Origin of the sequence: Lentzea sp. NPDC051213 (genome assembly GCF_044455585.1) — a bacterium.
Classification (GTDB): domain Bacteria; phylum Actinomycetota; class Actinomycetes; order Mycobacteriales; family Pseudonocardiaceae; genus Lentzea.
Map to the genome: position 1 here is coordinate 409599 of NZ_JBITEX010000009.1, position 22983 is coordinate 432581.

Sequence of the window (22983 nt, forward strand, 5' to 3'; positions counted from 1 at the left end):
AGAGAGCGGGACGGCGAGTGGCTGGATCGACACGGACGAGAAAGAGCAGCGGAGGAGAGGGCGGCAACATCCGACGGCTTGTGATCGTCGAGTCGCCCACGAAGGCGCGAAAGATCGCGTCGTACCTCGGCAGCAACTTCGTCGTGGAGTCCTCCAGGGGACACATCCGGGACCTGCCGCGCGGTGCCGCCGACGTTCCCGTGAAGTTCAAGGGCCAGGCGTGGGCCAGGCTCGGCGTGGACGTCGACCACGACTTCGAGCCGCTCTACGTGGTCTCCGCCGACAAGAAGTCGCTGGTCACCGAGCTGCGGGAAGCGTTGAAGGACGTCGACGAGCTCTACCTCGCGACAGACGGTGACCGCGAGGGCGAGGCCATCGCGTGGCACCTGCTGGAGACGCTCAAGCCGAAGGTCCCGGTTCGCCGGATGGTGTTCCACGAGATCACCGAGTCCGCGATCCAGGCCGCCGCCGCGAACCCCCGTGACCTCGACCAGGACCTGGTCGACGCGCAGGAGACCCGCCGCATCCTCGACCGTCTTTACGGCTACGAGGTCAGCCCGGTGCTGTGGAAGAAGGTCATGCCGAAGCTCTCGGCTGGCCGCGTGCAGTCCGTGGCGACGCGTCTGGTCGTGGAGCGCGAACGCGAGCGGATGAAGTTCGTCTCAGCGAGCTACTGGGACATCTCGGCCCAGATGGACGCCGGTGCCCAGGCGACGCCGCCCAAGTTCGGCGCGCGGCTCGTCGCCGTCGACGGCACCCGTCTCGCCACCGGCCGCGACTTCGGTTCGGACGGCAAGCTGACCGGCAAGTCCGACGTCACGGTGCTGGACGAGGCGCAGGCCCGTGCCATCGCCGCCGGGCTGCAGAACGCGCCGGTCAAGGTCTCCTCGGTCGAGGAGAAGCCGTACACGCGCAAGCCGTACGCGCCGTTCATGACCTCGACGCTGCAGCAGGAAGCGGGCCGCAAGCTGCGGTTCTCCGCCGACCGCACGATGCGCACGGCGCAGAAGCTGTACGAGAACGGCTACATCACCTACATGCGTACCGACAGCACGACGCTGTCGGAGACCGCGATCAACGCGGCCCGCACGCAGGCGACGGACCTCTACGGCGCGCAGTACGTCTCGGACAAGCCCCGCCAGTACACGCGCAAGGTCAAGAACGCGCAGGAGGCTCACGAGGCGATCAGGCCGGCGGGCGAGGAGTTCCGCACGCCCGGCCAGGTGGCCGCCGAGCTCGACGCGGACGAGTTCAAGCTCTACGAGATGATCTGGCAGCGGACGATCGCCTCCCAGATGGCCGACGCGCGGGGCAACACGACCAGCGTGCGCATCTCGGGCAAGGCGGCGACCGGCCAGGAGGTCACGTTCGCCGCGTCCGGCCGCACCATCACGTTCGCCGGCTTCCTCAAGGCCTACGTCGAGACCGTCGACGCGGAGGCCGGTGGCGAGTCGGACGACGCGGAGTCGCGCCTGCCGCAGCTGGTCAAGGACCAGGCCCTGACGATCGCGGAGCTGTCCGCGGACGGCCACACCACCTCGCCGCCCTCGCGCTACACCGAGCCGTCGCTGATCAAGACGATGGAGGAGCTCGGCATCGGCCGTCCCTCCACCTACTCGTCGATCATCAGCACCATCCAGGACCGCGGCTACGTGTGGAAGAAGGGCGCCGCGCTGGTCCCGTCGTGGGTGGCGTTCGCCGTGGTCGGCCTGCTGGAGGGCCACTTCGGCCGCCTCGTCGACTACGACTTCACCGCCGCGCTGGAGGACGAGCTCGACGGCATCGCCGCCGGTCGCCAGCAGCGCACGACGTGGCTGTCCGGTTTCTACTTCGGTGGCAGCATCGGCCCGGACGGCTCGATCGGCCGCTCCGGTGGCCTGAAGAAGCTGGTCGGCACCGGTGTCGAGGACATCGACCCGCGTGAGGTCAACTCGATCCCGCTGTTCAGCGACTCCGAGGGCCGCACGGTCGTCGTGCGCGTCGGCCGCTTCGGGCCGTACCTGGAGCGCGAGGTCGACGGGGCCGCGCAGCGCGCGAACCTGCCGGACGACCTGGCGCCGGACGAGCTCTCGAACGAGATCGCGGAGAAGCTCTTCTCGACGCCGCAGGAGGGCCGTTCGCTCGGCACCGACCCGGTCTCGGGCAACGAGATCGTGGCCAAGGAAGGCCGCTTCGGGCCGTACGTGACCGAGGTGCTGCCCGACCCGGCCGAGAACGGGGCGGCGGCCTCCAAAAAGGCGCCGAAGCCGCGCACCGGCTCGCTGTTCAAGTCGATGTCGCTCGACACGGTCACGATCGACGACGCGTTGAAGCTGCTCTCGCTGCCGCGGGTGGTCGGCAAGGACCCGGAGACGGGCGCCGAGATCACCGCGCAGAACGGCCGCTACGGCCCGTACCTGAAAAAGGGCACGGACTCGCGGTCGCTGGTCGACGAGAGCCAGATCTTCTCCGTCACGCTCGAAGAGGCGCTGAAGATCTACTCCGAGCCGAAGAAGCGCGGCCGCGCCGCCGCCGCTCCGCCGTTGCGCGAGATGGGCAACGACCCGGTGTCCGGCAAGCCGATGGTGATCAAGGAAGGCCGGTTCGGCCCGTACGTCACCGACGGCGAGGCGAACGCGTCGCTGCGCAAGACGGACAGCGTCGAGTCGATCACCGATGAGCGCGCGGCCGAACTGCTGGCGGAGAAGCGCGCCAAGGGGCCCGTGAAGAAGAAGGCTCCGGCCAAGAAGCCCGCGGCGGCGAAGAAGCCGGCGGCGAAGAAGGCTCCGGCGAAGTCCAAGAGCTGAGGTTGGTGGAGGTGGCGGTGCCGACGAACGAGTTCGGTCCTGATGGGACACAGGCGCCGCCACCGCCTCGCCTGTTCCCGGACCCGACCGCGGGTCTGGTGACGGCCGACACGTGGAGGTCGTCCAAGTGGTCCGGCCAGTGGTCGGAGTATGCGGAGTCACGTGTGGTGGCGGCCATACCGCCGACGCCGACCGAGGAGATGCGCAAGGCCATCTGGGCGGCGATGGAGCAGGAGCAGCGGCGGCCGCGCGGTCGTCGTCCGCATCCTCCGGCCCCGCAGCAGCACCAGTACGCGCCGCAGCAGTACCTCCCGCCGGCGCAGATACCTGTGGCGCAACAACAACAGCCCACCAGGCAGACGAACGGCGTGGCCGCGTTCATCGGTTGCCTGGTGGTGATCGGTTTCTTCGTGCTGGTGGTCGTCAACATTCTTGGGGCGATCTTCAGCTAGCCGTGCTGAGAGTCCGGCATCCTCACTCACCACCTCCGGTTACGCTGATCGCACGGAGTGGGCCGATTAGGGGTGACTGAGATTCAGGACGCGGACACAGGAGTGACCGAGGCAGGCCAGGCTGGGCAGGCCCAGTCCAGCGTGTCCACGGTCCACCGGCTGCGCTCGGTGCTGGCCATCCGGCCGTTCCGGCGGTTGTGGCTGGTGACCTACCTGTGCAGCGTCGGTGACTGGTTGTCGCTGCTCGCGCTGACCGGTCTGGTCTCCGAGATGATGGACAGCTACCAGTGGCAGTCCTTCGCGCTGAGCCTGGTCGTGCTGACGCAGCTTCTGCCCGGCATCCTCTTCGCCCCGATCGGCGGCGTGCTCGCGGACCGGTTCGACCGCCGCAAGGTGATGGTCGTCTGCGACGTGCTGCGCGGGTCGCTGTTCATCTCGATCGCGCTGATCGGTTCGCCGATCTGGCTCTTCATCGCGAACTTCCTGGTCGGCTGCTGCGCGATGCTGTGGATCCCGGCCAAGGAGTCGGCGGTCCCGAACCTGCTGCGCCGCCCCGACCAGGTCGAGTCGGCGAACCAGCTCGGCCTGGTGATGACCTACGGCATCTCGACGATCAGCGGCTTCGGCCTGTACTCGCTGATCGCGGGCATCCCGGGGTACCTGAACCTGCAGGGCGGCAACCTCGAGTTCCGCATCGCCACCATCGCAGTGATCATCAACGGCCTGCTGTACTTCACCTCCGCGATCTTGATCGCGACCCGCCTGCCGGAGCTGTCCGGGCGGGTCGAGTCGGCGCGCAAGAAGGCGGAGGACGCCGACAAGCCGGGCTTCGTCGCGATGTTCCGCGACGGCCTGAGGTTCGCCGCCGCGACGCCGCTGGTCCGCGGCCTGGTGATCGGCATGATCGGCGCGTTCGCCGCGGCCGGCGTGGTGATCGCGACCGCGAAGCTCTACTCGCAGTCGCTGCTGGGCGGTGCCTCGACGTTCGGCCTGCTGTTCGTGGCCGTGTTCGTCGGGCTCGCGATCGGCATGGCGACCGCGCCCCGGCTGGCTCAGCGGCTCGCCTACAACCGCCTGTTCGGCGTGACGATCGTGGGCGCCGGCGTCACGTTGACGCTGGTCGCGCTGGCTCCGCACCTGTGGATCGCGCTGCTGACGGTGGCGATGGTCGGCGCGTGTGCGGGCGTGGCCTTCCTGACCGGCCTGACGATCGTTGGTTCGCAGGTCGAGGACGAGATGCGCGGCCGCACGGTCGCGTTGATCCAGTCGTTGCTCAAGGTCGTGCTGTTCGGCGCGTCGGCCGGCGCCCCGCTGCTGGTCGCGCTGCTCCAGAAGCGGCAGGTCAGCGTGTTCGGCCACCCGATGGAGGTCGACGCGACCCGCCCGGTGATGCTCGGCGGCGCGGTGATCGCGATCGTGCTCGGCCTGGTCGCCTACCGGCAGATGGACGACCGCCGCGAGGAACCGGTGCTGTCGTCGCTGTTCGCGGCGATCCGCGGGCGAAGGCCCACGAAGGGCATGCTGATCGCGATCGAGGGCGACACCCGCGAGGACACGTCGGTGCAGGCCCGCCGCCTGGCCGCGACGTTGCGCGCCGAGGGCCTCGACGTCCTGCTGGCCGCCGACCCCGAGCACGACGAACGCCGCCTGCGCACGATGCTGTCCTCCGCCGACCTGGCAGGCGTGCGAGCGCAGGCACTGGTCGCCGCCGCCGTGCGCGCCGATGTCGTCGAACGGCAGGTGCGCCCTGCTCTGGACGAGGGTTCCGTCGTCGTGATGGAGCGCTACGTCGACTCGCCGCTCGCGCACTTCACCGCCACGAGCTCGCTGGAACACCAGGAACTCGAAGGCCTGGTCGACTGGGCCACCGGCCGCCTGCGCCCGGATCTGACGATCCTGCTGGACCGCGCGGCCGCCGACGGCAAGTCGATCGGCCTGGAACACCACTGGCGGGTGCAGCGCCTGCTCAGCGAGATGGCCGCCGCCGACCCGGATCGCTACCTCGTGGTCGAGGCCGACGGCGACGCCGACCTGGTGGCCGACCGAGTCCGCTCCGCCGTGCTGCCGCTGATGGCGACCCGCCGCCGCGCGGTCCCCCAAGCCGCGGTCTGACCGCCCGCTGGAAGACTGCACCCATGAGCGTGTGGGACGAGGTGGTCGGCCAGCCCGACGCAGTGGAAACCCTGTCCGCGGCCGCGGAAGCCGCAGCCATGATCGTCGCGGGCGGCACCCCGGCACCCGGCGTGATGACCCACGCCTGGCTCTTCACCGGCCCTCCCGGGTCAGGCAGGTCCTCCACCGCACGCGCCTTCGCCGGCGCGCTGGAGTGCGTGGTGGCCGACGACCGCCCCGGTTGCGGCGAGTGCTCAGGTTGCCGCACGACTCTGCACGGCACCCACGCCGACGTGCGCGTCGTTGCCCCCGAGGGCCTCTCGATCTCGGTCGCCGAGATGCGGTCGCTGGTCCAGATCTCCGCCCGCCGCCCCACCTCCGGTCGCTGGCAGGTGGTCATCATCGAGGACGCGGACCGGTTGACCGAGGGCGCCGCGAACGCGTTGCTGAAGGCCGTCGAGGAGCCGCCGGAGCGCACGGTGTTCCTCCTGTGCGCGCCCTCCGACCATCCTGACGACGTCTCGGTGACCATTCGCTCCCGCTGCCGTCTGGTCTCTCTGGGCTCACCCCGTCCGTCCGCGATCGCCTCGGCGTTGGAGGCGGTTGACGGCGTTCCGCCGGAAATGGCGCAGTGGGCGGCTTCTGTGTGTGGCGGTCACGTCGGCCGTGCGCGTCGGTTGGCCGTTGATGCCGAGGTTCGGGAACGTCGTGAGGCCGTGTTGCGGATCCCGCTGGGTTTGCGCCGGCCCGCTGATGTCTTCACGTGTGCCGATGAGCTGATCAAGGCCGCGGAAGAGGACGCCACCACGGCCAACGAGTCCCGCAACGACGCTGAGCGGTCGGCGCTGGAGACCGCGATGGGCGCCGGCGGCACGGGCAAGGGGACCGCTGCCGCCACCCGTGGGGCCAAGGGGGCGTTGAAGGATCTGGAGAAGCGCCAGAAGTCCCGCGCCACCCGGACCCAGCGCGACTCACTGGACATGGCCCTGGTGGACCTCGCCGGGTTCTACCGCGACGCTCTGGTGACCAAGACCGGTTCCGAGGCCGCTCTGATGCACCCGGACCGGTCGGGGGACTCGCGCACGGCGGCCGCCCAGTGGTCGCAGGAGTCGATCCTGCGCCGGCTGGAGGCGGTGCTGGCGTGCCGGGAGGCGATCGAGGTCAACGTGAAGCCGCGCATCGCGATCGAGGCGATGGTGACGACGTTGCACCGGGGCTAGCTCCACCCGAGCGCAGCGGACACCTCGTCCGCCGCCCGCAGCACCCGCGGCCCGAGCGCGATCAGCTCAGGCAGCGAGTGCTCCAACGCCAGCGAGGAAGCCGAAACCCCGCCGATCACGACACCGGCGTGGTCCCGGACGGCTGACCCGACGCAGCGCACCCCGACCTCGTTCTCCTCGTCGTCCAGCGCGAACCGCGACCGCCGGACCCGCGTCAGCTGCGCCTTCAACCGCGGCGCCGAGGTGATCGTGCGCGGTGTCCGGCCCGGCAGGCCCACCCGTGCGAGGTACGCGTCCAGTTCGGAGGGCGCGAGCGAGGCCAGCACGGCCTTGCCGATGGCGGTCCCGTGCGCGGGCAGCGACATGCCCAGCCGTGACGCCATCCGGTACGGCTTGTTGGCCTCGATCTTGTCGACGTAGACCAGTTCGTCGCCGAACAGCACGGCCAGGTGCACCGTGCACCCGGTGGATTCCTGCAGCGAACGCAGGAACGGCCGTGCGCGCTCCACCGTGTCCATCGGCCGGAGGACCTTGCCGGCCAGCGCGAGCACGCGCGGGCCGGTCAGGTAACCCTCCGAGCCGAGGGTGGCGAAGCCGCGGTCCACCATCGTCTGCAGCAGACGGTGGACCGTCGACTTCGGCAGGCCGGTGACCCGCGCGATGTCCGTGATGCGCGTGTGGTCGGCCAGGGCCTCCAGCACCGCGAGCGTTTTTTCCACGGCGGTATCGGTCATCTCGCCAGCCAGCCTCCATCGACCACCAGTACGTGTCCGGTCACATAATCGGACGCAGCGGACGAAAGGAACACCGCCGGACCAACCAGATCTTCCGGTGTGCCCCATCGGCCGGCCGGGATGCGGCTGCGGATGGCGGGCTCGCGGTCGGGGTCCGCGCGCAGCGGAGCCGTGTTGTTCGTTTCGATGTAGCCCGGTGCGATGGCGTTGACCTGCACGTTCGACGCGGCCCACTCGTTGGCCAGCAGCTTCGTCATACCGACCAGCGCGTGCTTCGAGGCGGTGTAGGCGGAGACGAGGATGCCGCCCTGGAACGACAGCAGCGAGGCGATGTTCACGACCTTGCCGCCGCCGTTGGCGATCATCTGGGCTCCGCACAGCTTCGAGATCTCGAACGCCGAGTCCAGGTTGACCGCCATCACCCGCTGCCAGTCCGCCAGCGAGACGTCGACGGCGGCCCCGCGGTGGATCGTCCCGGCGTTGTTGACCAGCACGTCCACCCGGTGCTCGGCGAGGACCGGTGCCAGCGCGGGTTCGATCGACGCCGGGTCCGACAGGTCGACGGACACGGTCGCGAGCGCGGGAGCCACGTCGGACAGGTCACCCCGCCCGACGAGGATCAGCTGGGCACCCGCGTCGTGGAGACCGCGGGCGATGGCACGACCGATGCCCGTGCGCGCGCCGGTGACGAGCGCCGTCTTGTCCTGCAGGGAGAAGTTCACCGCAGCTCCGTCACGGCGACGGGATCCATGTCGTCGTAGGCCTGGTTCTCGCCGCCCATGGCCCAGACGAACGTGTAGGAGTGCGTTCCCGCTCCACTGTGGACGGACCAGGACGGGGAGATCACCGCCTCCTCGTTGCGCACCACGATGTTGCGGGTGTTCTGCGGCTCGCCGCAGAGGTGGATCACGCGGTGGTCCTCTGGCAGGTCGAAGTACAGGTAGCACTCGGTGCGGCGGTCGTGGGTGTGCGGCGGCATGGTGTTCCAGACGCTGCCCGGCGCCAGCGACGTCACCCCCAGCACCAGCTGCGAGGAGCGGATTCCGTCCGCGTGCACGAACTTGCGGATCTCCCGGACGTTCGCCGTGCTCTGGTCGCCCAGCTTGAGTACGTCGACGTCGTCGAAACGAGCGACGGCCGTGGGGAAGGAGGCGTGCGAGGACGTGGAGAACAGGTAGAAGCGCGTGTTCTCGTCGGCGGCGTGGAACTCCACGTCCACCGAGCCCTGGCCGACGTAGACGCAGTCGCGGGTGCCGAGCTTGTGTTCCGTGCCGTCGACCGTGACGGAACCCGAGCCGCGGACCGCGAGCACCGCGAGTTCACGCCGTTCGCAGAAGTACGACGACCTCAGCGGGGGAGCGCTTTCCAGCTTGAGGGGCTTGCCATGCAGCGGCGTCGCACCGCCCACCACAATCCGGTCCTCGTGCGTGTAGACGGTGCGGACCTCACCCGGTACGAAGAGAGAGTCCACCAGGTAGTGCTGCCGCAGCCCTTCCGTGTCGAACCCCGGCAACTGCGCCGGATGGGTCGAGTGCCTGATTTGCATCAGTGGAGCCTTCCGATCGGGGCGGCGGAGTGACACGATGTGCGCCGACCAACATGGAACTACGTTCCGTGGACTGGAACAAGCCTCCGCCGACCACGCCGCCGGTCCCGCGAGGCGACGAAAGGCGGCCTTGGTGTACCAGCAGAACCCCAATCCGATGGGGTCGTTGTTCCTCTCGGCTCTGCTCGCGTTGATACCGCTCGTAGCCGTGCTCGTGCTGCTCGGCGGTCTCAAGTGGAAGGCGCATTGGGCGGGTCTGACCGCGCTCGTGCTGGCGATCGGCGTAGCGGTGTTCGGCTACTCGATGCCGGTCGGCCAGGCGCTGAACTCGGCGGCGTTCGGTGCGGCGACCAGCGTGCTCGTGGTCCTGTGGATCACGTTCAACGCCATCTGGATCTACAACCTCACTGTCCACAGCGGACATTTCGCCGTGCTGCGGCGGTCGTTCAGCTCGATCTCCGACGACCAGCGGGTGCAGGCGATCGTCATCGCGTTCTCGTTCGGCGCGCTGCTCGAAGCCCTGGCGGGCGGCGGTGGCCCGGTCGCGATCTGCTCGGTCATGCTGATCGCGCTGGGCGTCGACCCGATGAAGGCGGTCGCGCTGTCGTTGATCGCCGACACCGCGCCGGTGGCGTTCGGCGGCATGGGCAACCCGATCACGGTGCTGAACACGGTCACCGGGCTGCCCGCGGACACGTTCGGTGCCATGACCGGTCGCCAGGTGCCGTTCCTGGCGCTGCTGGTCCCGTTCGTGCTGATCTTCGTGGTGGACGGCAGGCGCGGCTTCAAGCAGGCGTGGCCCGCCGCCCTGGTGGCAGGCGGCTCGTTCGCGATCACGCAGTACCTGGTCTCGAACTTCTGGTCCTACAAGCTTTGCGACATCATCGCGGCCGTCGTGTCGGTGCTCGCGGTGATCGGGTTCATGCGCGTGTGGCAGCCGGAACGCTCGATCCCGCCGGTGATCGCGGGCGGCTCGACGACGGACTCGCGCCGTGACGTGATCACCGCCTTCACCCCGTACGCGATCATCGTGGCGATCTTCTCGGTCGCGCAGATCGTGCCGGTGAAGAAGTTCCTCGACTCGCTGACGTACAAGTTCGCCTGGCCGGGCACGCACCTGGTCGCGCCGAACGGCAAACCGATCAAGGTCGAGTACGCGTTAAACTGGGCGTCCGCGACGGGCACGCTGCTGTTCGTGTCCGGCCTGATCACGCTGGTGCTGCTGGGGATCAGCGCCGGCAAGGGCGCGCAGATCTACGGCCAGACGATCAAGCAGTTCAGCTGGGCGATCCTGGCGATCTTCGCGGTCTTCTCGCTGTCGTTCGTCATGAACTACTCCGGCCAGATCACGACTCTGGGCCTCTGGCTCGCGGGGACCGGCGCGTTCTTCGCGTTCCTGTCGCCGGTCGTGGGCTGGTTCGGCGTCGCGATCACCGGTACGGACGCGGGTTCCAACGCGTTGTTCGGCGGTCTGCAGGTCACCGCGGCGCAACAGCTGGGTGCGTCACCGTTCCTCTTCGGCGCCTCGAACAGCTCGGGTGGCGTGATGGCGAAGATGATCTCGCCGCAGAACCTCGCGATCGGTACCGCCGCGGCCGGGCTCGTGGGTCGCGAGGGAGACCTGTTCCGCAAGGTCTTCGGCTGGAGTCTGTTGCTGCTGCTGGCGATGTGCGTGATCGCGTACCTGCAGGCGACACCCGTGCTCGGATGGATGGTGCCATGACGTTCAGCCGCAGAACCCTGCTCGGCGCGGCTGCCGCCGGTTCCGTCGCGGTCGGCATGACCCCGGCTGCGGAGGCTGCTTCCGGCCGGCTCTTCCGCGAGTCGCTGGACTACGCGGTGCGGAAGCTCCGCCAGGTCGCCCCGAACGTCACCTCCTTCCCCGAGGAGACCAAGTTCGAGAAGTGGATCTACGTCAACTCGGGCGGCTGGGTCGGTGGATTCTGGCCGGGCATGCACTGGCTGGCATTCCTGGACTCCGGCGACGAGCAGTTCAGGACGTGGGCCGTCGAGTCTGCGCTGCGGCTGTCCCCGCGGCGCACCGACACGTCGATCCACGACCTGGGCTTCCTGTTCTACCCGTCGTGGGTGACGGCGTTCCGGCTGACGGGCGATGTCTCCTGGCGTGATGGCGCGGTGCAGGCCGCGTCGTCGTTGATCCAGCGGTACAACGAAAAGGGCCGCTTCATCAGGGCGTGGGGAGCGCTCGGCACGCCCAGCAACGCGGGCCGCGCGATCATGGACACGATGATGAACCTCGACCTGCTGGCGTTCGCGTCCGAGCAGACCGGGGACCCGCGGTTCCTGGACGCCGCGGTGGCGCACGCGCGGACGACGAGCGCGAAGTTCATCCGCCCGGACGGTTCCACGCCGCACGTGTTCGACTTCGATCCGGAGACGGGCGCGGACATCGGCCCCAACACGAACCAGGGCTACAGCCCGACGTCGTGCTGGTCGCGCGGCCAGGCGTGGGGCATCTACGGGTTCACCACGATGTACCGGCGCACCCGCAAGCGTGAGTTCCTGGATTCCGCGAGAAAACTCGCGGACTTCGCGCTGGACGCCCTCACCCCGGACCACATCCCGGTGTGGGACTACCGCTCACCGTTGGCGCCCAACGACGTCAAGGACTCGTCGGCGGGCGCCATCATGGCGTGCGGCCTGCTCGACCTGGCTGCCGCCTCTGGCCGGTTCTCCTACCGGATAGCGGCCCTGCGCATCCTGGATGCGTTGTGCCGCACGTGTTTGACGACCCGTTCCGAACGGCACGAGGCCGTCCTGGCGCGCGGCACCCGCAACCGCCGCATCGAGGTCGGCATCGAGGTTTCCCTGCCGTACGGCGACTACTACCTGATGGAGGCGTTGCTCAGGGTTCTGAAACCTCGGGAGCTCGCTCGCGCGATCGGCCTCTGACCGGCAGCGCGGCCACGAGCACCACACCCACGAGCAACAGTCCCGTACCCGTCCAGAACAGCGGCAGCGACTGGTACGCGGCGTTGGTGTAGGCGAGCGGCGGTGCCTTCTGCTTGGGAGGCGCCGCCGGCCCGCCGGGCTGTTGCGGCGTGTTCGTCGTCGGCGGCTGCGCCGTCCCGCAGACCACGCCACCCTGCGGCGCCGCGGCCCGTGCGATCTGCTCGCCCAGCGAGATCTGCGCGAGCGCCGCCGGCAGGTTCGGCAGCTTCAACTTGTCCGTCGGCAACACCTGCACGTCGAGCATCCGCGCGGTCGCACCGAGCTGGAACCCGCTGAACCCGCTGCCGCTGAAGCTCGCCTTCTTCTCGTTGAGCCCGGCGATCTGCAGCTTGAGCACGACCAGGTCGAGCAGCAGCGGAACGTCCAGCACCGGGTGAGCGGCATCGAGCGTGCCGAGTTCCTTGCCGTTCTGACTGACCTTGAGCACCGGCGCCGTGTAGGTGATCTTCGACGTCTTCTCGTCCCCGGTCGCGAGGGCGGTGAGCGTCGGCGGACTCACCACGTCGATCTTGACGCCGCCCGCGAGCTCGACGCTGACCGCGCGCATCGTCGACGTCGATTCGACAGCCTTGTTCTTGGAGCCCGGCAGGTCGACGAGCCGCACCTTGGACGACGCCTCGAACGTGTCCGGAATGCTGACGAGGCTGGTCTTCACCGGCAACGGCACCTCAGCCGGCAACGCACTGAGCACCTGCAACCCGGCAAGCGAAGTACGCGCGGAAGCCAGCGGCTCGACGCACGGCCCGACCTTCTCGTCCCACCGCGCGTGCACACTGCCGTTGAGCAGTCCGACCTTCGCAAGCGGCGTCTCCGGAATCGGCAGCCCGCCGTTAGTCGGCTGCGGGTTGTCCGGAATCGCCGTCTGCACCAGCGTGCCCGGCGTCTGCGGCGACCGCCCGGCCACCGCGAAGCCGAACGGGTTCGCCTGCGTGACCACCCGCTCGGTGCCCAGGAACGCCTCGGTGTTGACCTGCGCGCTCGCGAGCCCCAGCCCCAGCTCGGTCACCGACTGCTTGGGCAGCTGGTCACCCAGCCCGGGCAGGATCGTGTTCGTCGGTACCCCTTGCGGCCCAAGCCGGATGATCGTGAGCCCGGTCCCCGCATCCCCCACGGCGTGCGCGAGCGGCTGCGGCCCGTTGGGCGCCGACGCGGGCGGCTGGTTGGGGTCGCGCGGCCCAGGCACCGGCGTGGTGGGAGGCTGCGCGAGCGCGGGTGCTGCCACCAGCGCGAGCAACAACCCGGCCAGCGGCACGGACAACGAACGGCGCATGAACCACTCCTCGGCGGTGAGGGGTGACATCGGTCACGGACCGTACAACGAAGGCGACCCCCGTGAGTGACGGGTCGCTGGACCCGCTATAGTTAACGCGTCTCGCCGCCTTAGCTCAGTCGGCCAGAGCGGCTCACTCGTAATGAGCAGGTCATCGGTTCGATTCCGATAGGCGGCTCGGTGAGACGGAAGGACCAGGTCACTCGTGGCCTGGTCCTTCTGCTTTTAGCGATACGGCAGGCCATCGCCTGAACGGCGGTCTAAGCTCGCACGTACTCCTGAGGAGACGCAGTGACCAGGCGCTTCCTCAGGGCCACCTAAAGTGAGGGTGAACCTGGTGGCTAACATGCGCGTCCTTCAGCGCGATCAGGCCACCAAGGGATCCGGCGAGCCTCCACTGCCGCCCCGCGCGGTGGTGATCTGATGCGCACCACTTTGAAGGCAGAAGGAGGAACGCACAGCATGTCGTACATGGGCGGCGAGAACGGCGACAAGTGAGTCGCTGACCTGGGCTTCGTGCCTGCACCGCACCCGGCCGTGCAGGCTGTTCTACCTCTTGAGCTCCAACAGCATCCCGACCTTGCGGTCGGCGGGCAGGTTGTTGAGCGTCAGTTTGATCTCGGTGCGGCCGCCGGTGTTCGTCGGGACGATGTCGTAGTCGTCCCTGACCCGGTTGAGCGAGACCACGCCCCAGCGCACGTCGACGCCAGGTGGCAGCACGATCTTGTACGTCGCGCGCTCGACCGGTTGCCGGAAGTAGAAGACGAACCGGTCCGGTTTCTTGTGAACCATGAGCGGAACGCACTTCTTGGGCCAGGTCCACTCCATTTTCAGCCGCACTTCGCTGTCCACTTCGGCGGGCGAGTGGAAATGGGACACCATGTCGAGCTTTCCGTCGTCACGCCAATGTGAAGTGACCACGAAGCTGGGGCCTTCGGTGCCGTCCACCTCCAGGCTGCGGACCCTCGCGGTGACGTCCTTCTGGATCGCCTTCGGCTGATCCCAGCCGGCCCCGAAGACCAGGCGGAAGAAGTCGGCGTCCGCGCCGCGGATCACGGCGGTGACCGTGATGAACTCCTTGGTGTCGCCGTTCGCCTCGATCACGGCCACCTGCTCCCAGACCTTGATGTCGAACACGCTGGGCTGCAGCTCGGTGAGCATCTTGCAGTACGTGGACAGCAGGGCGCGGTACTCGCGGGAGTCCGACTCGAGCTTGGCGACGCGGGTGCTCAGGTGGACCACCAGGAGGAGCACCAGGACGATCGCGGCCACGACAAATGCCGAGCGAATGGCGACCGGGCCGAACAGCGTGGACAACACCGCGCCGAACGCGACGAGTCCGAGCAACCCCTTGACGAACCCGACCGCACCTTCCTCCTGCAGGAATTTCTCCAGCCACTGCGCGAACGACTTGAGCACCCAGTCCACCCCTCTGCTCGGTCGCACGTGCCAGACCAAGAAGAGTAACTCGGTTGAGTTGGCGTCGTCATCGAAGTTGGTACAAATGGGTGGAGGGCCAATTGTCAATCAATTGGCATTGTTCCGCGGTTTATGTAGCAGGAGGTGTGTCGCAGGTGGTGAGTGCGTTCTCCAGTGCCGCCCGTTCCACCGGAGCCACACTCAGCGCATACGCCGCTTTGACCGTCACATAGATCCGCCCGTACGAACACGCATACCCGGCATTGGGCGGCATCCACTCATCCGGCGTCTTGTCGCCCTTCGACTGGTTGACCTTGCCCTCGACCGCGACCAAGTTCCGCAGGTCGTTGGCGGCGGCGACCCGTTGGTCCAAAGCCCACCCGGCGGCCCCGCTGCGCCACATCTCGGCCAACGGCACCACGTGGTCGATCTGGATCTTCGACACGGTGGTGATCCGCTTGCCGGTGTAGGGGTCGTCCAACGTCCCGGCTTGCACGCCGCACCGTCCCGGCTTGCGCTCCACGGCCGTCAGATCGCGTGCCAGCACCTGGCTGCGTTGATCGCAGCCGTCGCCGTCGGTGTCGAACCACGGCTGACCGAACACGCACGCGCCGTCCTTGCAGTCGCGTGAGTACCCGTCGAGCCGGCCCGGTGTGGCGACAGGCAGCGCTGCGAGAGAGGTACGTGCCGTCGCGGCGTCGAGGGTGCCTGCGGGTACTCGGTCGACTTGTGCCGGGGGTGTCAGGGGGAACGCGGAGCAGCCGGTCAACAGGATGATCAGGAGCATCCACCGCATGGTGAGGGCTTACCCACCCTCAACGCTGGTGATGGCCGCCCAACGGCGTAACTAGACGCGCTGTTCGGCGGCCTCCACGACTTCACCACCCAGCGTCGCCCTCATCTCCTCCAGATCGAGCATGCCCTCCCACCGCGACACCACGAACGTCGCCACGCAGTTGCCCAGCAGGTTCGTGAAGACCCGCATGGAGTCCATGATCCGATCGGCGCCGAGCAGCAACGCGACCGCCGCGGCCGGGATCGAGCCGACCGCGGCGACCGTGGCGGACAGGGCCAGGAACGCCGAGCCCGGCACGCCCGCCATGCCCTTGGAGGTCAGCACGAGCACCAGCACGATCGTCAGCTGGTCGCCGAGGTCGAGCGGGATGTTCAACGCCTGCGCCAGGAACACGGTCGCCAGCGACAGGTAGATCGAGGCGCCGTCCAGGTTGAACGAGTAACCGGTCGGCAGCACGAGCCCTACCGAGGTGGGTGCGCAGCCCGCGCGCTGCAGCTTCACCATCATCCGCGGCAGCACGGCTTCCGACGACGCCGTGCCGAGCGCCAGCAGGAACTCTTCCTTGGCGTACCTGATGAACCGCAGGAGGTTGACGCGCGCGAAGACCCACGCGATCACGCCCAGCAGCGTGCAGAACAGCAGGGCCGCACCGTAAGAAGCCAGGATCAGCCACATGTACGTGCGCAGCGACCCCAGCCCGTACTGCCCGACCAGGAACGCCATCGCGCCGAACGCACCGAGCGGCGCCAGCTTCATCACGTAACCCAGCACCGCGAAGAACGCCAGGTTGACCCGCTCGATGAGGTCGACCACGGGCTTGCCGCGCTCGCCGAGCTGGGCCAGTGCGCAGCCGAACAGGACCGCGAACAGCAGCACCTGAAGCAACGCGTTGCGAGCCAAGGCATCCACCACGCTGGACGGAATGAGGTCCAGCAGGAACTGCACGACGCCAGGCAGGTGGCCGCCCTGCGTCTTCGCCTCGACGGCGGAGGCGTCCAATGTGGACGGATCGACGTTCATGCCCTCGCCCGGCCGCACGACGTTGCCCACCAGGAGCCCGAACGCCAGTGCGGCCGTCGACACGACCTCGAAGTAGATCAGCGCCTTCAGGCCGATCCGGCCGACCGCGCGCAGGTCGCCGACCTTCGCGATGCCCGTCGCCACCACGCAGAAGATCAGTGGTGCGATCACCATCTTGATCAGCTTGATGAAGCCGTCACCGATGGGCTTCAGGTCGGCGCCGAACGCCCGGAAGTAGTGGCCGACCAGCACGCCGGCGACCACGGCGATGAGGAGCTGTACGAACAGCGACCGACTTTTCACCTGCCGGAAGCTAAATCTCAATTGTGAGTGATGGAGTGCCCGTCGTGTTACGCCTGGGCGAACGCCTGATCCAGGAACGCCTTCCACTTCTCGTTCTGACCCGTCGCGTCACCGAACACGTGGTGCCCGACGGCGCGAGTGCCGTGGAACCGGTACATGCCGTCCGCCGCGCGCACGCCGAGGAACACCCCGGCCAGGCCGTAGTCGACGACACCGGTGATGCCGAACGGCTCCAGCGTCACCTCGTCGCCGATCTTGAAATCAGCGGGAACACCGAGCGCCGCCAACAGCTTCGGCCAGTTGTCGGTGCCCTCCGGCTGCTCGGGCGCCTGCGCGAACACGTAGGTGGCGCGCCGGCCGGAGAAGTACTTGACGTACGAGGCCATCGTGAACAGGTACATGTCCCAGCCGTGCGAGCTCTGGTCGAGGTACTCGTCGCCCCAGCCGTCGCCGAGGATGCCGCTGTGCACGAACCGCAGCACCGTCGTGCCCTGGTCACGGCCCTCGATGAGGTACTCCATCGCGTGGAACGTGCCGTCTTCGCCCTTTTCCGTGGAGTAGGCGAAGTGCTTGCCCGGCTCCCACGTGGTGATCGTCGAGGACTCCTGGAAGAAGCCCAGATCGAGCGTCATGCGGCCGCCGACGCCCGGTTCGACGGTGTGCGGGCCCATGAACCACGCGTCGATGCCCGGCCCGGTCGCGATGGCGTCCCAGACCTGCTCGGGGGTCCCTTCGACCTCGACTTCCTTGGCGATCTCGAACTCGCGGGTCACGACTCTTCCTCCTTGGCGGTGACGCTGGGGTGCAGGGCGACGATGACTCGGTGCGGTCGCCCTCCTTCGGCCTGTTCGTCGTGGTACTTGGAGACGAGCTGGGAGACGGACGTGGCGAGCTCTTCGGCGAACGCCGCTCGGTCGGCCGCGGTGGCGAACCGGACCTCGCCGTCCAGCGCGAAGGTCGCCAGGCGCTTCTTCGCCTTCGTCGCGCCCGTGATCAACGTGCCCACGTCGCGCACCAGCCTGGCGGACACCGCGAGCAGCCACCGCGCGGAAAGCCGGTCGGGTGAACGCGCCGGGTCCGGCTGCACGGCCGCGAGTGCGATCGGGGAGATCACGTAGGACGCCGCGGTCGCCTGCAGCACGCGCTCGTTCACGTTGCCCTTGCGGCGTTCCTCGACGAGCTCCACCAGGCCGTGCTTCTCCAGTGCGCGCAGGTGGTAGTTCACCTTCTGCCTGGGCAGGCCGACCTTCGCGGCGAGCATCGTCGCCGATCCTGGCTCGGCCAGCTCCGCGAGCAGGCGTGCCCGCACGGGGTCAAGCGACACCTCGGCCGCCTGTGGGTCCTCGATCACCGCCACTTCGAACATGACGCAAGGGTCACACCGAAAACAAAATTAGTCAAGAACTGAGTAGCTGTCGGTGACTTTGCTCCACCTGGGTGGCTTTGGACCCGGTACCGTAAGCGCTGTCTCGATTGGTCGTTGCTTGTTCGCAACCCTTGAGGAGACGACATGATCATGATGCTGGTGCTGACCGTGCTGGCGTTACCGTTCGCCCTGTCCGCTGCCAGCGTGGGTAGACGCAGGTGGATCCGGAAGAGGGGCGTCGCCAGAGTGCGCGCCGAGCTCGACGCTTTCCACGGCGAGCTGGCGCGGCAGGGGCTCAGTCACTTCTCCGGGCGTTGAAGCACGTTCTTCGACGGTGAGATCCGGGTGACGACGTCGCCGTAGCGGTCCAGCAGCCCGGCCGTGACGGTCTCCGGTGACCCGATGACGGCGAACTCGGCCAGCACCTCGTCGGTGATCAAGCCGCTCATCTCCGCCCACTGCTGCCGCCGGGACATCCGGTGCAGCTCCTCGTGCAGCTCACCCCAGCCGTGCAACGCGAGCACCGGCTTGTACGCGGGCGTCGACCCGTAGAACGCGATCTGCCGCTTGACGTCGGCGATCTCCTCGTCATCGGTCGCGGTGAACACCGGCCCGCTGATCTCGAAGCCCTCCAACGACTTGCCCGACTTGGCCCGCCCGCGTTCGAGCGCCGGCAGCGTCACCTCGCGCAGGTACCGCTCGGTCGTGAAGTTGTGGCACAGGAAGCCGTCCGCGACCTCGCCCGCGACCTCGGTCATCAGCTCGCCGACGCCCGCGAGGTAGATCGGCGGGGTGCCGTGCGGGTTCGGGCCGGGGTCGAAGAACGGCGTCATCAGCGTGTGCTTGTAGAACTCGCCGCGGAACGCGAGCCGCTCGCCGGTCTCCCACGCGTGCCAGATCGCCTGGATGGCCAGCACGAACTCGCGCATCCGCGCGGCCGGCTTGCTCCACTCCATCGAGAAGCGCTTGGTGATGTGCGCTTCGATCTGCGAGCCGAGCCCGAGGTTGAACCGTCCGCCCGACAGCAGTTGCAGGTCGTTCGCGGTGGTCGCGATGGTCATCGGGTTGCGCGCGAACGCCACCGCGATCGCCGTGCCGAGCTCGATCCGCTCGGTCGCCGCGGCGGCGCCGCTCAGAGCGAGGAACGGGTCGTGCTTCGTCTCGGCGAGCCAGAACCCGTCGTAGCCGCGGTCCTCCGCCCGCTTCGCGATGGCCCCGACATCGGTCGGGGTGTAGTCGACGGCACTCCTGTCCAGCTTCATGCCGTTGAGGCTATGGGCTACCGGTAGGTGGTGTACCGGGACTCGCAGGCGACGCCGTTGCGGTTGTCGTCGAGCTCGACCCGGTAGCCGGGCTGGCCCCAGTAGAGCGGGGCCGCGCCGGCCCGCTTGGCGTCATCGCAGGTCGCGTAGAAGACCGGCTTCGGCTTGGGAGGCGTCGTCGTGGTCGGCTTGGGCTTCGGGGCCGGAGCCGGCGGCGGGGGTGGCGGCGGGGTGGTGGGCGTCTCGGTGGTGTCCTTGCCACCGCACGGCGTTCCCCACAACCCCATCGGAACCTTCTGCGCGGCCGCTTCAGCTTCCTTCTGGGCAGCGGTCGGGGTGCCCGCGGTGCGCCCGGCGCCGTTGCCCAGCGCGAGCAACGTGTAGTCCGTGCCGTCCGTGAGGCTGAGCGCGCCGGTGACCCGGTCGTAGCGCACCTGCTGGTTGAGCAGCATGCTCTTCGCGAAGCTGGCAGCGGCCTCGGCCCAGCACGGTCCCGGCTGGGCGAGGCTGCTGACCTCGGCCTTCGAGCCATCGGACAGCATCACCGAGCGGCCGTCCACCACCGATGCGACGGTGATGCCGAGCTGCGCCGGCGGGACAGATGGCGACGTTGTCACCGGCTGGTCCTCGACCGGCTTTTCCACTGCAACGGGAGTCGACTGCTGTGCCTGCGCGGTACAACCCGCGGTCAGCACCAGGACCAGGACCCCGCCCACACTTCTCCACCCCGACATGAACCCGAATAGTGCTACGTGGGCGGAGTGTGGCCAAGGTTACGTATTTGGCTCAGATCGGTTCACAAGGAGTCCGAACTGAAACCCGGGCTCAACGGGTGGGCTTCAGCGTCCAGACCACGACCATCTCGCCGGTGGTCACGCCCTCGGCATTGGTGATCGTGATGGTCACCGGGAACTCGGGCCGCGTACCGGATTCCAGCTCGGCCAGGACGTCCTCGGCGGCCCTCCCCAGCACGGCCTCGGCACGCAGGGGGCCGAGCGCGAGCTTCTTGTAGGAGATGTCCGCCCGAGCGACGAGCGGCGTGGCCGTGCCCATGTGCGCGGCGAAGGCGGCCATCACGACCGCGCCGGACGCGGTCTCGCCGAGCCCGAACATCACGGCGGCGTGCGGGCCGCCGACGTGGTTGCGCAGGGTCTCGTCGTCCGGCAGCGACGCGACCACGCGGCTGACGGAGACTTCTTCGAACTCGATGCCGGTGGTCTTCACCCACGGCACGGCCTGCTTCATGGCGTCAGCGATGAACGACACGTCTTGGCTCATGAAACGGATGCTACCGGCGAGTAACCAGTCTCGCTACCCGTCAGTAACCGGACATATCAGTCCGCCGTGGAGTGAGACTCGGAACTCACTTGCATTTTGCCGGACCGGGATGGATGCTTGTACCGAGCAACTAGTTGGGTGATACAAGCAACGAGGTGTCTGATGGTCGATCCGGGCAGGTGCATGGGCCTCGATCCCGAGCATGAGCTCGCGGATCGGGTCGGCATGGCGATGGTGCGGATGAACAAGATGCACGCCCAGGTCGCACATCAGATGGCGAAGCAGGGCATGGACAAGTCCGCCTTCGTGCTTCTCGCGACGCTCTCCGGTCTCGGTGAGTGCCGCTCGAGTGCGCTTGCGGAGGCGGTGCTCTCCGACCCGTCCACGGTCAGCCGGCAGGTGGCCGCGCTGGTGAAGGACGGGCTCGTGGAGCGGCGAGCTGATCCGGCGGACGGCCGGGCCAGCGTGCTCGCGGTCACCGAGGCGGGGCGCGAGTTGATCTTGAAGCGACGCCGGCAGCGCAACGAGGCGATCGAGCAGGTGTTCGCGGACTGGGCCGACGAGGACTTCAAGGGCTTCGCGGACCTGTTCGAACGCTTCGTCCACGACTACGAGCGCACGATTCCGGCGCTTTTGACCGAACGCGGAGTGGGGATCCGCGCAGGAGGGGAAAACTAGAGATGTCACAGACAACCGAGGCGACACCTGCACCAGGGGCCTCGCTGACGCATCGGCAGATCATGACGGTGCTGTCCGGCCTGATGCTGGGCATGTTCCTCGCGGCGCTCGATCAGATGATCGTCGCCAGCGCCATGAAGACCATCGCGGACCAGCTGCACGGCCAGACCCTGCAGGCGTGGGCGACGACCGCCTACCTGATCACCGCGACCATCACGACCCCGTTGTACGGCAAGCTTTCCGACATCTACGGACGCAAGCCGATGTACCTGGCCGCGATCTCGTTCTTCCTGCTCGGATCGCTGCTGTCCGGCATCGCGACGTCGATGTACGAGCTGGCGGCGTTCCGCGCGGTGCAGGGCATCGGAGCGGGCGGTCTGATGTCGCTCGCCTTCGCGATCATGGCCGACATGATCTCGCCGCGGGAGCGCAGCAAGTACTCCGCGTACTTCATGGCCGTGTTCGGCTCGGCGAGCGTGCTCGGCCCGGTCATCGGCGGCCTGTTCGCCGGTCTCGACTCGTTCGCCGGCATCAGCGGCTGGCGCTGGGTGTTCCTGGTGAACGTGCCGATCGCGCTGCTCGCGCTGGTCGTCGTCGGACGCGTGCTGAACATCCCGCACCAGCGGGTCGACCACCGCATCGACTACCTCGGCGCGCTGACGCTGACCATCGGACTCGTGCCGTTGCTGATCGTCGCGGAGCAGGGACGTGAATGGGGCTGGGCCTCGGCCACGTCGCTGGCGATGTACGCGATCGGTGTCCTGGGCCTGGTGGCGTTCGTGTTCGTCGAGCGCCGCATGGGTGACGAGGCGATGCTGCCGATGCGGATGTTCAAGAACCACACGTTCGCGCTGGGCAACACGATCAACTTCGTGCTCGGCATCGGCATGTTCGGCGGCATGGTCTCCATCCCGCTGTACCTGCAGATCGTGAAGGGCGTCTCGCCGACGGTGTCGGGCCTGATGCTGCTGCCGATGACGCTCGGCATCATCTCGGCGACGGCCATCAGCGGCCGCATCACCGCGCAGACCGGCCGGTACAAGATCTTCCCGATCATCGGTGCTGCGCTGATGTCGGTGGCGCTGCTGCTGTTCAGCACGATCGGCACGGACACGCCGAACTGGCTGACCATGATCTACATGTTCGTGATGGGCGCCGGCCTCGGCCAGTGCATGCAGACGCTGCTGCTGGCGATCCAGAACGACGCCGAACCGCGCGACATGGGTGTGGCGACGGCCTCGGCGACGTTCTTCCGCCAGATCGGTGGCACCGTCGGTACCGCGGTCTTCCTGTCGATCCTGTTCAGCACGGTCGGCGACAAGATCGCCTCCGGCCTGCGGTCGGCGATGCAGACCGACGCGTTCAAGGTCGCGCTGGGCCAGAACCCGGAGTTCGCGAAGATGCTGCAGAGCGGTGGCGGGTCCGGTGTGGACATCAACAACACCGAGTTCCTCAACGGCCTCGACCCGGTGCTGGCGCGGCCGTTCCTCGACGGCTTCTCCGGTGCGATCGACACGGTCTTCATGACCGGCGGGTTCGTGATGGTGGCGGCGTTCGTCCTCGTGTGGTTCCTGCGCGAGAAGCCGCTGTCGACCAGGTCGGGCCTGGAGCGGGTCGCGGACGCTGAGGCGCTCGCCGTCTAGTTCTGGAACGCAAAAAGAGGGGGCCGCTTGTGAACCGCTCCCCGAAAGTTGGACTGGGAATCCAGTTCCGACTCTTCGGGGAGCGGTTTGGTGCATCCAGGAAGTTCGTTGTCGCAGGGTCAGCG

At 68.0% G+C, this 22983-nt stretch carries 21 protein-coding genes and 1 tRNA gene; 10 read left to right on the forward strand and 12 right to left on the reverse strand.

Annotation, left to right across the window (positions count from 1 at the left end; all coding sequences use genetic code 11):
* The first annotated feature begins 17 nt into the window (after positions 1-17).
* The 4 genes from topA to ACIA8G_RS36270 all read left to right on the forward strand — a co-directional run bounded on the left by topA (position 18) and on the right by ACIA8G_RS36270 (position 6570).
* Complete coding sequence (gene topA, locus ACIA8G_RS36255) at positions 18-2786, forward strand: type I DNA topoisomerase (protein ID WP_396423257.1); 2769 nt, start codon at positions 18-20, stop codon at positions 2784-2786.
* A 17-nt stretch (positions 2787-2803) separates the two neighbouring features.
* Positions 2804-3238: a hypothetical protein gene (locus ACIA8G_RS36260; RefSeq protein ID WP_396423258.1), complete on the forward strand. Its 435-nt coding sequence runs from the start codon at positions 2804-2806 to the stop codon at positions 3236-3238.
* A gap of 72 nt (positions 3239-3310) precedes the next feature.
* The gene (locus ACIA8G_RS36265; protein ID WP_396423259.1) at positions 3311-5350 is read left to right on the forward strand and encodes a bifunctional MFS transporter/dTMP kinase; all 2040 of its coding nucleotides are present in this window, start codon (positions 3311-3313) and stop codon (positions 5348-5350) included.
* A 23-nt stretch (positions 5351-5373) separates the two neighbouring features.
* Positions 5374-6570 (forward strand): DNA polymerase III subunit delta', encoded by a 1197-nt coding sequence (locus tag ACIA8G_RS36270; protein ID WP_396423260.1) that lies wholly within the window; start codon positions 5374-5376, stop codon positions 6568-6570.
* Here the strand turns inward: ACIA8G_RS36270 and ACIA8G_RS36275 are convergent.
* Genes ACIA8G_RS36275 through kduI form a run of 3 tightly spaced genes read right to left on the reverse strand, consistent with a single transcriptional unit; the run spans position 6567 to position 8850 of the window.
* Positions 6567-7304 (reverse strand): IclR family transcriptional regulator, encoded by a 738-nt coding sequence (locus ACIA8G_RS36275; protein ID WP_396423261.1) that lies wholly within the window; start codon positions 7302-7304, stop codon positions 6567-6569. The two genes, ACIA8G_RS36270 and ACIA8G_RS36275, sit on opposite strands and share 4 nt — an antisense overlap.
* Positions 7301-8026 carry an SDR family oxidoreductase gene (locus tag ACIA8G_RS36280; RefSeq protein WP_396423262.1) on the reverse strand — a complete coding sequence of 242 codons (726 nt, stop codon included), beginning with the start codon at positions 8024-8026 and terminating at the stop codon, positions 7301-7303. The genes ACIA8G_RS36275 and ACIA8G_RS36280 overlap by 4 nt, the downstream gene beginning before the upstream one ends.
* Positions 8023-8850 (reverse strand): 5-dehydro-4-deoxy-D-glucuronate isomerase, encoded by an 828-nt coding sequence (gene kduI, locus ACIA8G_RS36285; protein ID WP_396423263.1) that lies wholly within the window; start codon positions 8848-8850, stop codon positions 8023-8025. Before kduI ends, ACIA8G_RS36280 begins: the two co-directional genes overlap by 4 nt.
* 133 nt (positions 8851-8983) lie before the next feature.
* Between kduI and ACIA8G_RS36290 the strand changes: the two genes are divergently transcribed.
* Together ACIA8G_RS36290 and ACIA8G_RS36295 are read left to right on the forward strand one after the other, a co-directional pair.
* The gene (locus tag ACIA8G_RS36290) at positions 8984-10573 is read left to right on the forward strand and encodes an L-lactate permease (protein ID WP_396423264.1); all 1590 of its coding nucleotides are present in this window, start codon (positions 8984-8986) and stop codon (positions 10571-10573) included.
* Complete coding sequence (locus ACIA8G_RS36295) at positions 10570-11763, forward strand: glucuronyl hydrolase (protein ID WP_396423265.1); 1194 nt, start codon at positions 10570-10572, stop codon at positions 11761-11763. Before ACIA8G_RS36290 ends, ACIA8G_RS36295 begins: the two co-directional genes overlap by 4 nt.
* On the opposite strand, the gene ACIA8G_RS36300 is transcribed toward ACIA8G_RS36295, so the two are convergent.
* Positions 11717-13123, reverse strand: coding sequence for a hypothetical protein (locus ACIA8G_RS36300; RefSeq protein WP_396423266.1), 1407 nt, complete (start codon positions 13121-13123; stop codon positions 11717-11719). The genes ACIA8G_RS36295 and ACIA8G_RS36300 overlap by 47 nt on opposite strands.
* A 74-nt stretch (positions 13124-13197) precedes the next feature.
* On the opposite strand from ACIA8G_RS36300, the gene ACIA8G_RS36305 reads away from it, so the two are divergent.
* Positions 13198-13271, forward strand: a tRNA-Thr gene (locus tag ACIA8G_RS36305).
* A gap of 371 nt (positions 13272-13642) precedes the next feature.
* On the opposite strand, the gene ACIA8G_RS36310 is transcribed toward ACIA8G_RS36305, so the two are convergent.
* From ACIA8G_RS36310 to ACIA8G_RS36330, 5 genes are all read right to left on the reverse strand, one after another.
* Positions 13643-14539: a hypothetical protein gene (locus ACIA8G_RS36310; protein WP_396423267.1), complete on the reverse strand. Its 897-nt coding sequence runs from the start codon at positions 14537-14539 to the stop codon at positions 13643-13645.
* A 103-nt stretch (positions 14540-14642) separates the two neighbouring features.
* Positions 14643-15299, reverse strand: a complete 657-nt coding sequence (locus ACIA8G_RS36315; protein ID WP_396423268.1) for an HNH endonuclease family protein — start codon at positions 15297-15299, stop codon at positions 14643-14645.
* A 60-nt stretch (positions 15300-15359) separates the two neighbouring features.
* Complete coding sequence (gene dctA / locus ACIA8G_RS36320; protein WP_396423269.1) at positions 15360-16631, reverse strand: C4-dicarboxylate transporter DctA; 1272 nt, start codon at positions 16629-16631, stop codon at positions 15360-15362.
* Positions 16632-16678: 47 nt separating this feature from the next.
* Positions 16679-17404 carry an SRPBCC domain-containing protein gene (locus ACIA8G_RS36325; RefSeq protein WP_396423270.1) on the reverse strand — a complete coding sequence of 242 codons (726 nt, stop codon included), beginning with the start codon at positions 17402-17404 and terminating at the stop codon, positions 16679-16681.
* Positions 17401-17997 carry an ArsR/SmtB family transcription factor gene (locus ACIA8G_RS36330; protein ID WP_396423271.1) on the reverse strand — a complete coding sequence of 199 codons (597 nt, stop codon included), beginning with the start codon at positions 17995-17997 and terminating at the stop codon, positions 17401-17403. The genes ACIA8G_RS36325 and ACIA8G_RS36330 overlap by 4 nt, the downstream gene beginning before the upstream one ends.
* Positions 17998-18141: 144 nt before the next feature.
* On the opposite strand from ACIA8G_RS36330, the gene ACIA8G_RS36335 reads away from it, so the two are divergent.
* Positions 18142-18315 carry a hypothetical protein gene (locus ACIA8G_RS36335; protein WP_396423272.1) on the forward strand — a complete coding sequence of 58 codons (174 nt, stop codon included), beginning with the start codon at positions 18142-18144 and terminating at the stop codon, positions 18313-18315.
* On the opposite strand, the gene ACIA8G_RS36340 is transcribed toward ACIA8G_RS36335, so the two are convergent.
* The 3 genes from ACIA8G_RS36340 to ACIA8G_RS36350 form a co-directional block, all read right to left on the reverse strand.
* The gene (locus ACIA8G_RS36340; RefSeq protein ID WP_396423273.1) at positions 18297-19259 is read right to left on the reverse strand and encodes an LLM class F420-dependent oxidoreductase; all 963 of its coding nucleotides are present in this window, start codon (positions 19257-19259) and stop codon (positions 18297-18299) included. The genes ACIA8G_RS36335 and ACIA8G_RS36340 overlap by 19 nt on opposite strands.
* Before the next feature lie 17 nt (positions 19260-19276).
* Positions 19277-19975: an excalibur calcium-binding domain-containing protein gene (locus ACIA8G_RS36345; protein WP_396423274.1), complete on the reverse strand. Its 699-nt coding sequence runs from the start codon at positions 19973-19975 to the stop codon at positions 19277-19279.
* 109 nt (positions 19976-20084) lie between these two features.
* On the reverse strand, positions 20085-20537 hold the full coding sequence (locus ACIA8G_RS36350) for a DUF4442 domain-containing protein (protein WP_396423275.1): 453 nt from the start codon (positions 20535-20537) through the stop codon (positions 20085-20087).
* A gap of 162 nt (positions 20538-20699) precedes the next feature.
* Here ACIA8G_RS36350 and ACIA8G_RS36355 point away from each other — a divergent pair, with 162 nt between their 5' ends.
* Entirely contained in the window at positions 20700-21215 is a 516-nt protein-coding gene (locus tag ACIA8G_RS36355; RefSeq protein WP_396423276.1) for a MarR family winged helix-turn-helix transcriptional regulator, read from the forward strand.
* Between the two features lie 2 nt (positions 21216-21217).
* Positions 21218-22858 carry an MDR family MFS transporter gene (locus ACIA8G_RS36360; RefSeq protein ID WP_396423277.1) on the forward strand — a complete coding sequence of 547 codons (1641 nt, stop codon included), beginning with the start codon at positions 21218-21220 and terminating at the stop codon, positions 22856-22858.
* Positions 22859-22983: the final 125 nt, after the last annotated feature.

What these genes read in the sequence shown, in the direction of transcription:
- ACIA8G_RS36350 (WP_396423275.1), bottom strand. Translation starts at nt 20,537, where the DNA reads ATGAGCCAAGACGTGTCGTTCATCGCTGACGCCATGAAGCAGGCCGTG.
- kduI (WP_396423263.1), bottom strand. Translation starts at nt 8,850, where the DNA reads ATGCAAATCAGGCACTCGACCCATCCGGCGCAGTTGCCGGGGTTCGAC.
- ACIA8G_RS36315 (WP_396423268.1), bottom strand. Translation starts at nt 15,299, where the DNA reads ATGCTCCTGATCATCCTGTTGACCGGCTGCTCCGCGTTCCCCCTGACA.
- ACIA8G_RS36360 (WP_396423277.1), top strand. Translation starts at nt 21,218, where the DNA reads ATGTCACAGACAACCGAGGCGACACCTGCACCAGGGGCCTCGCTGACG.
- ACIA8G_RS36300 (WP_396423266.1), bottom strand. Translation starts at nt 13,123, where the DNA reads ATGTCACCCCTCACCGCCGAGGAGTGGTTCATGCGCCGTTCGTTGTCC.
- ACIA8G_RS36295 (WP_396423265.1), top strand. Translation starts at nt 10,570, where the DNA reads ATGACGTTCAGCCGCAGAACCCTGCTCGGCGCGGCTGCCGCCGGTTCC.
- ACIA8G_RS36270 (WP_396423260.1), top strand. Translation starts at nt 5,374, where the DNA reads ATGAGCGTGTGGGACGAGGTGGTCGGCCAGCCCGACGCAGTGGAAACC.
- ACIA8G_RS36275 (WP_396423261.1), bottom strand. Translation starts at nt 7,304, where the DNA reads ATGACCGATACCGCCGTGGAAAAAACGCTCGCGGTGCTGGAGGCCCTG.
- ACIA8G_RS36335 (WP_396423272.1), top strand. Translation starts at nt 18,142, where the DNA reads ATGATCATGATGCTGGTGCTGACCGTGCTGGCGTTACCGTTCGCCCTG.
- ACIA8G_RS36340 (WP_396423273.1), bottom strand. Translation starts at nt 19,259, where the DNA reads ATGAAGCTGGACAGGAGTGCCGTCGACTACACCCCGACCGATGTCGGG.
- ACIA8G_RS36330 (WP_396423271.1), bottom strand. Translation starts at nt 17,997, where the DNA reads ATGTTCGAAGTGGCGGTGATCGAGGACCCACAGGCGGCCGAGGTGTCG.
- ACIA8G_RS36355 (WP_396423276.1), top strand. Translation starts at nt 20,700, where the DNA reads ATGGTCGATCCGGGCAGGTGCATGGGCCTCGATCCCGAGCATGAGCTC.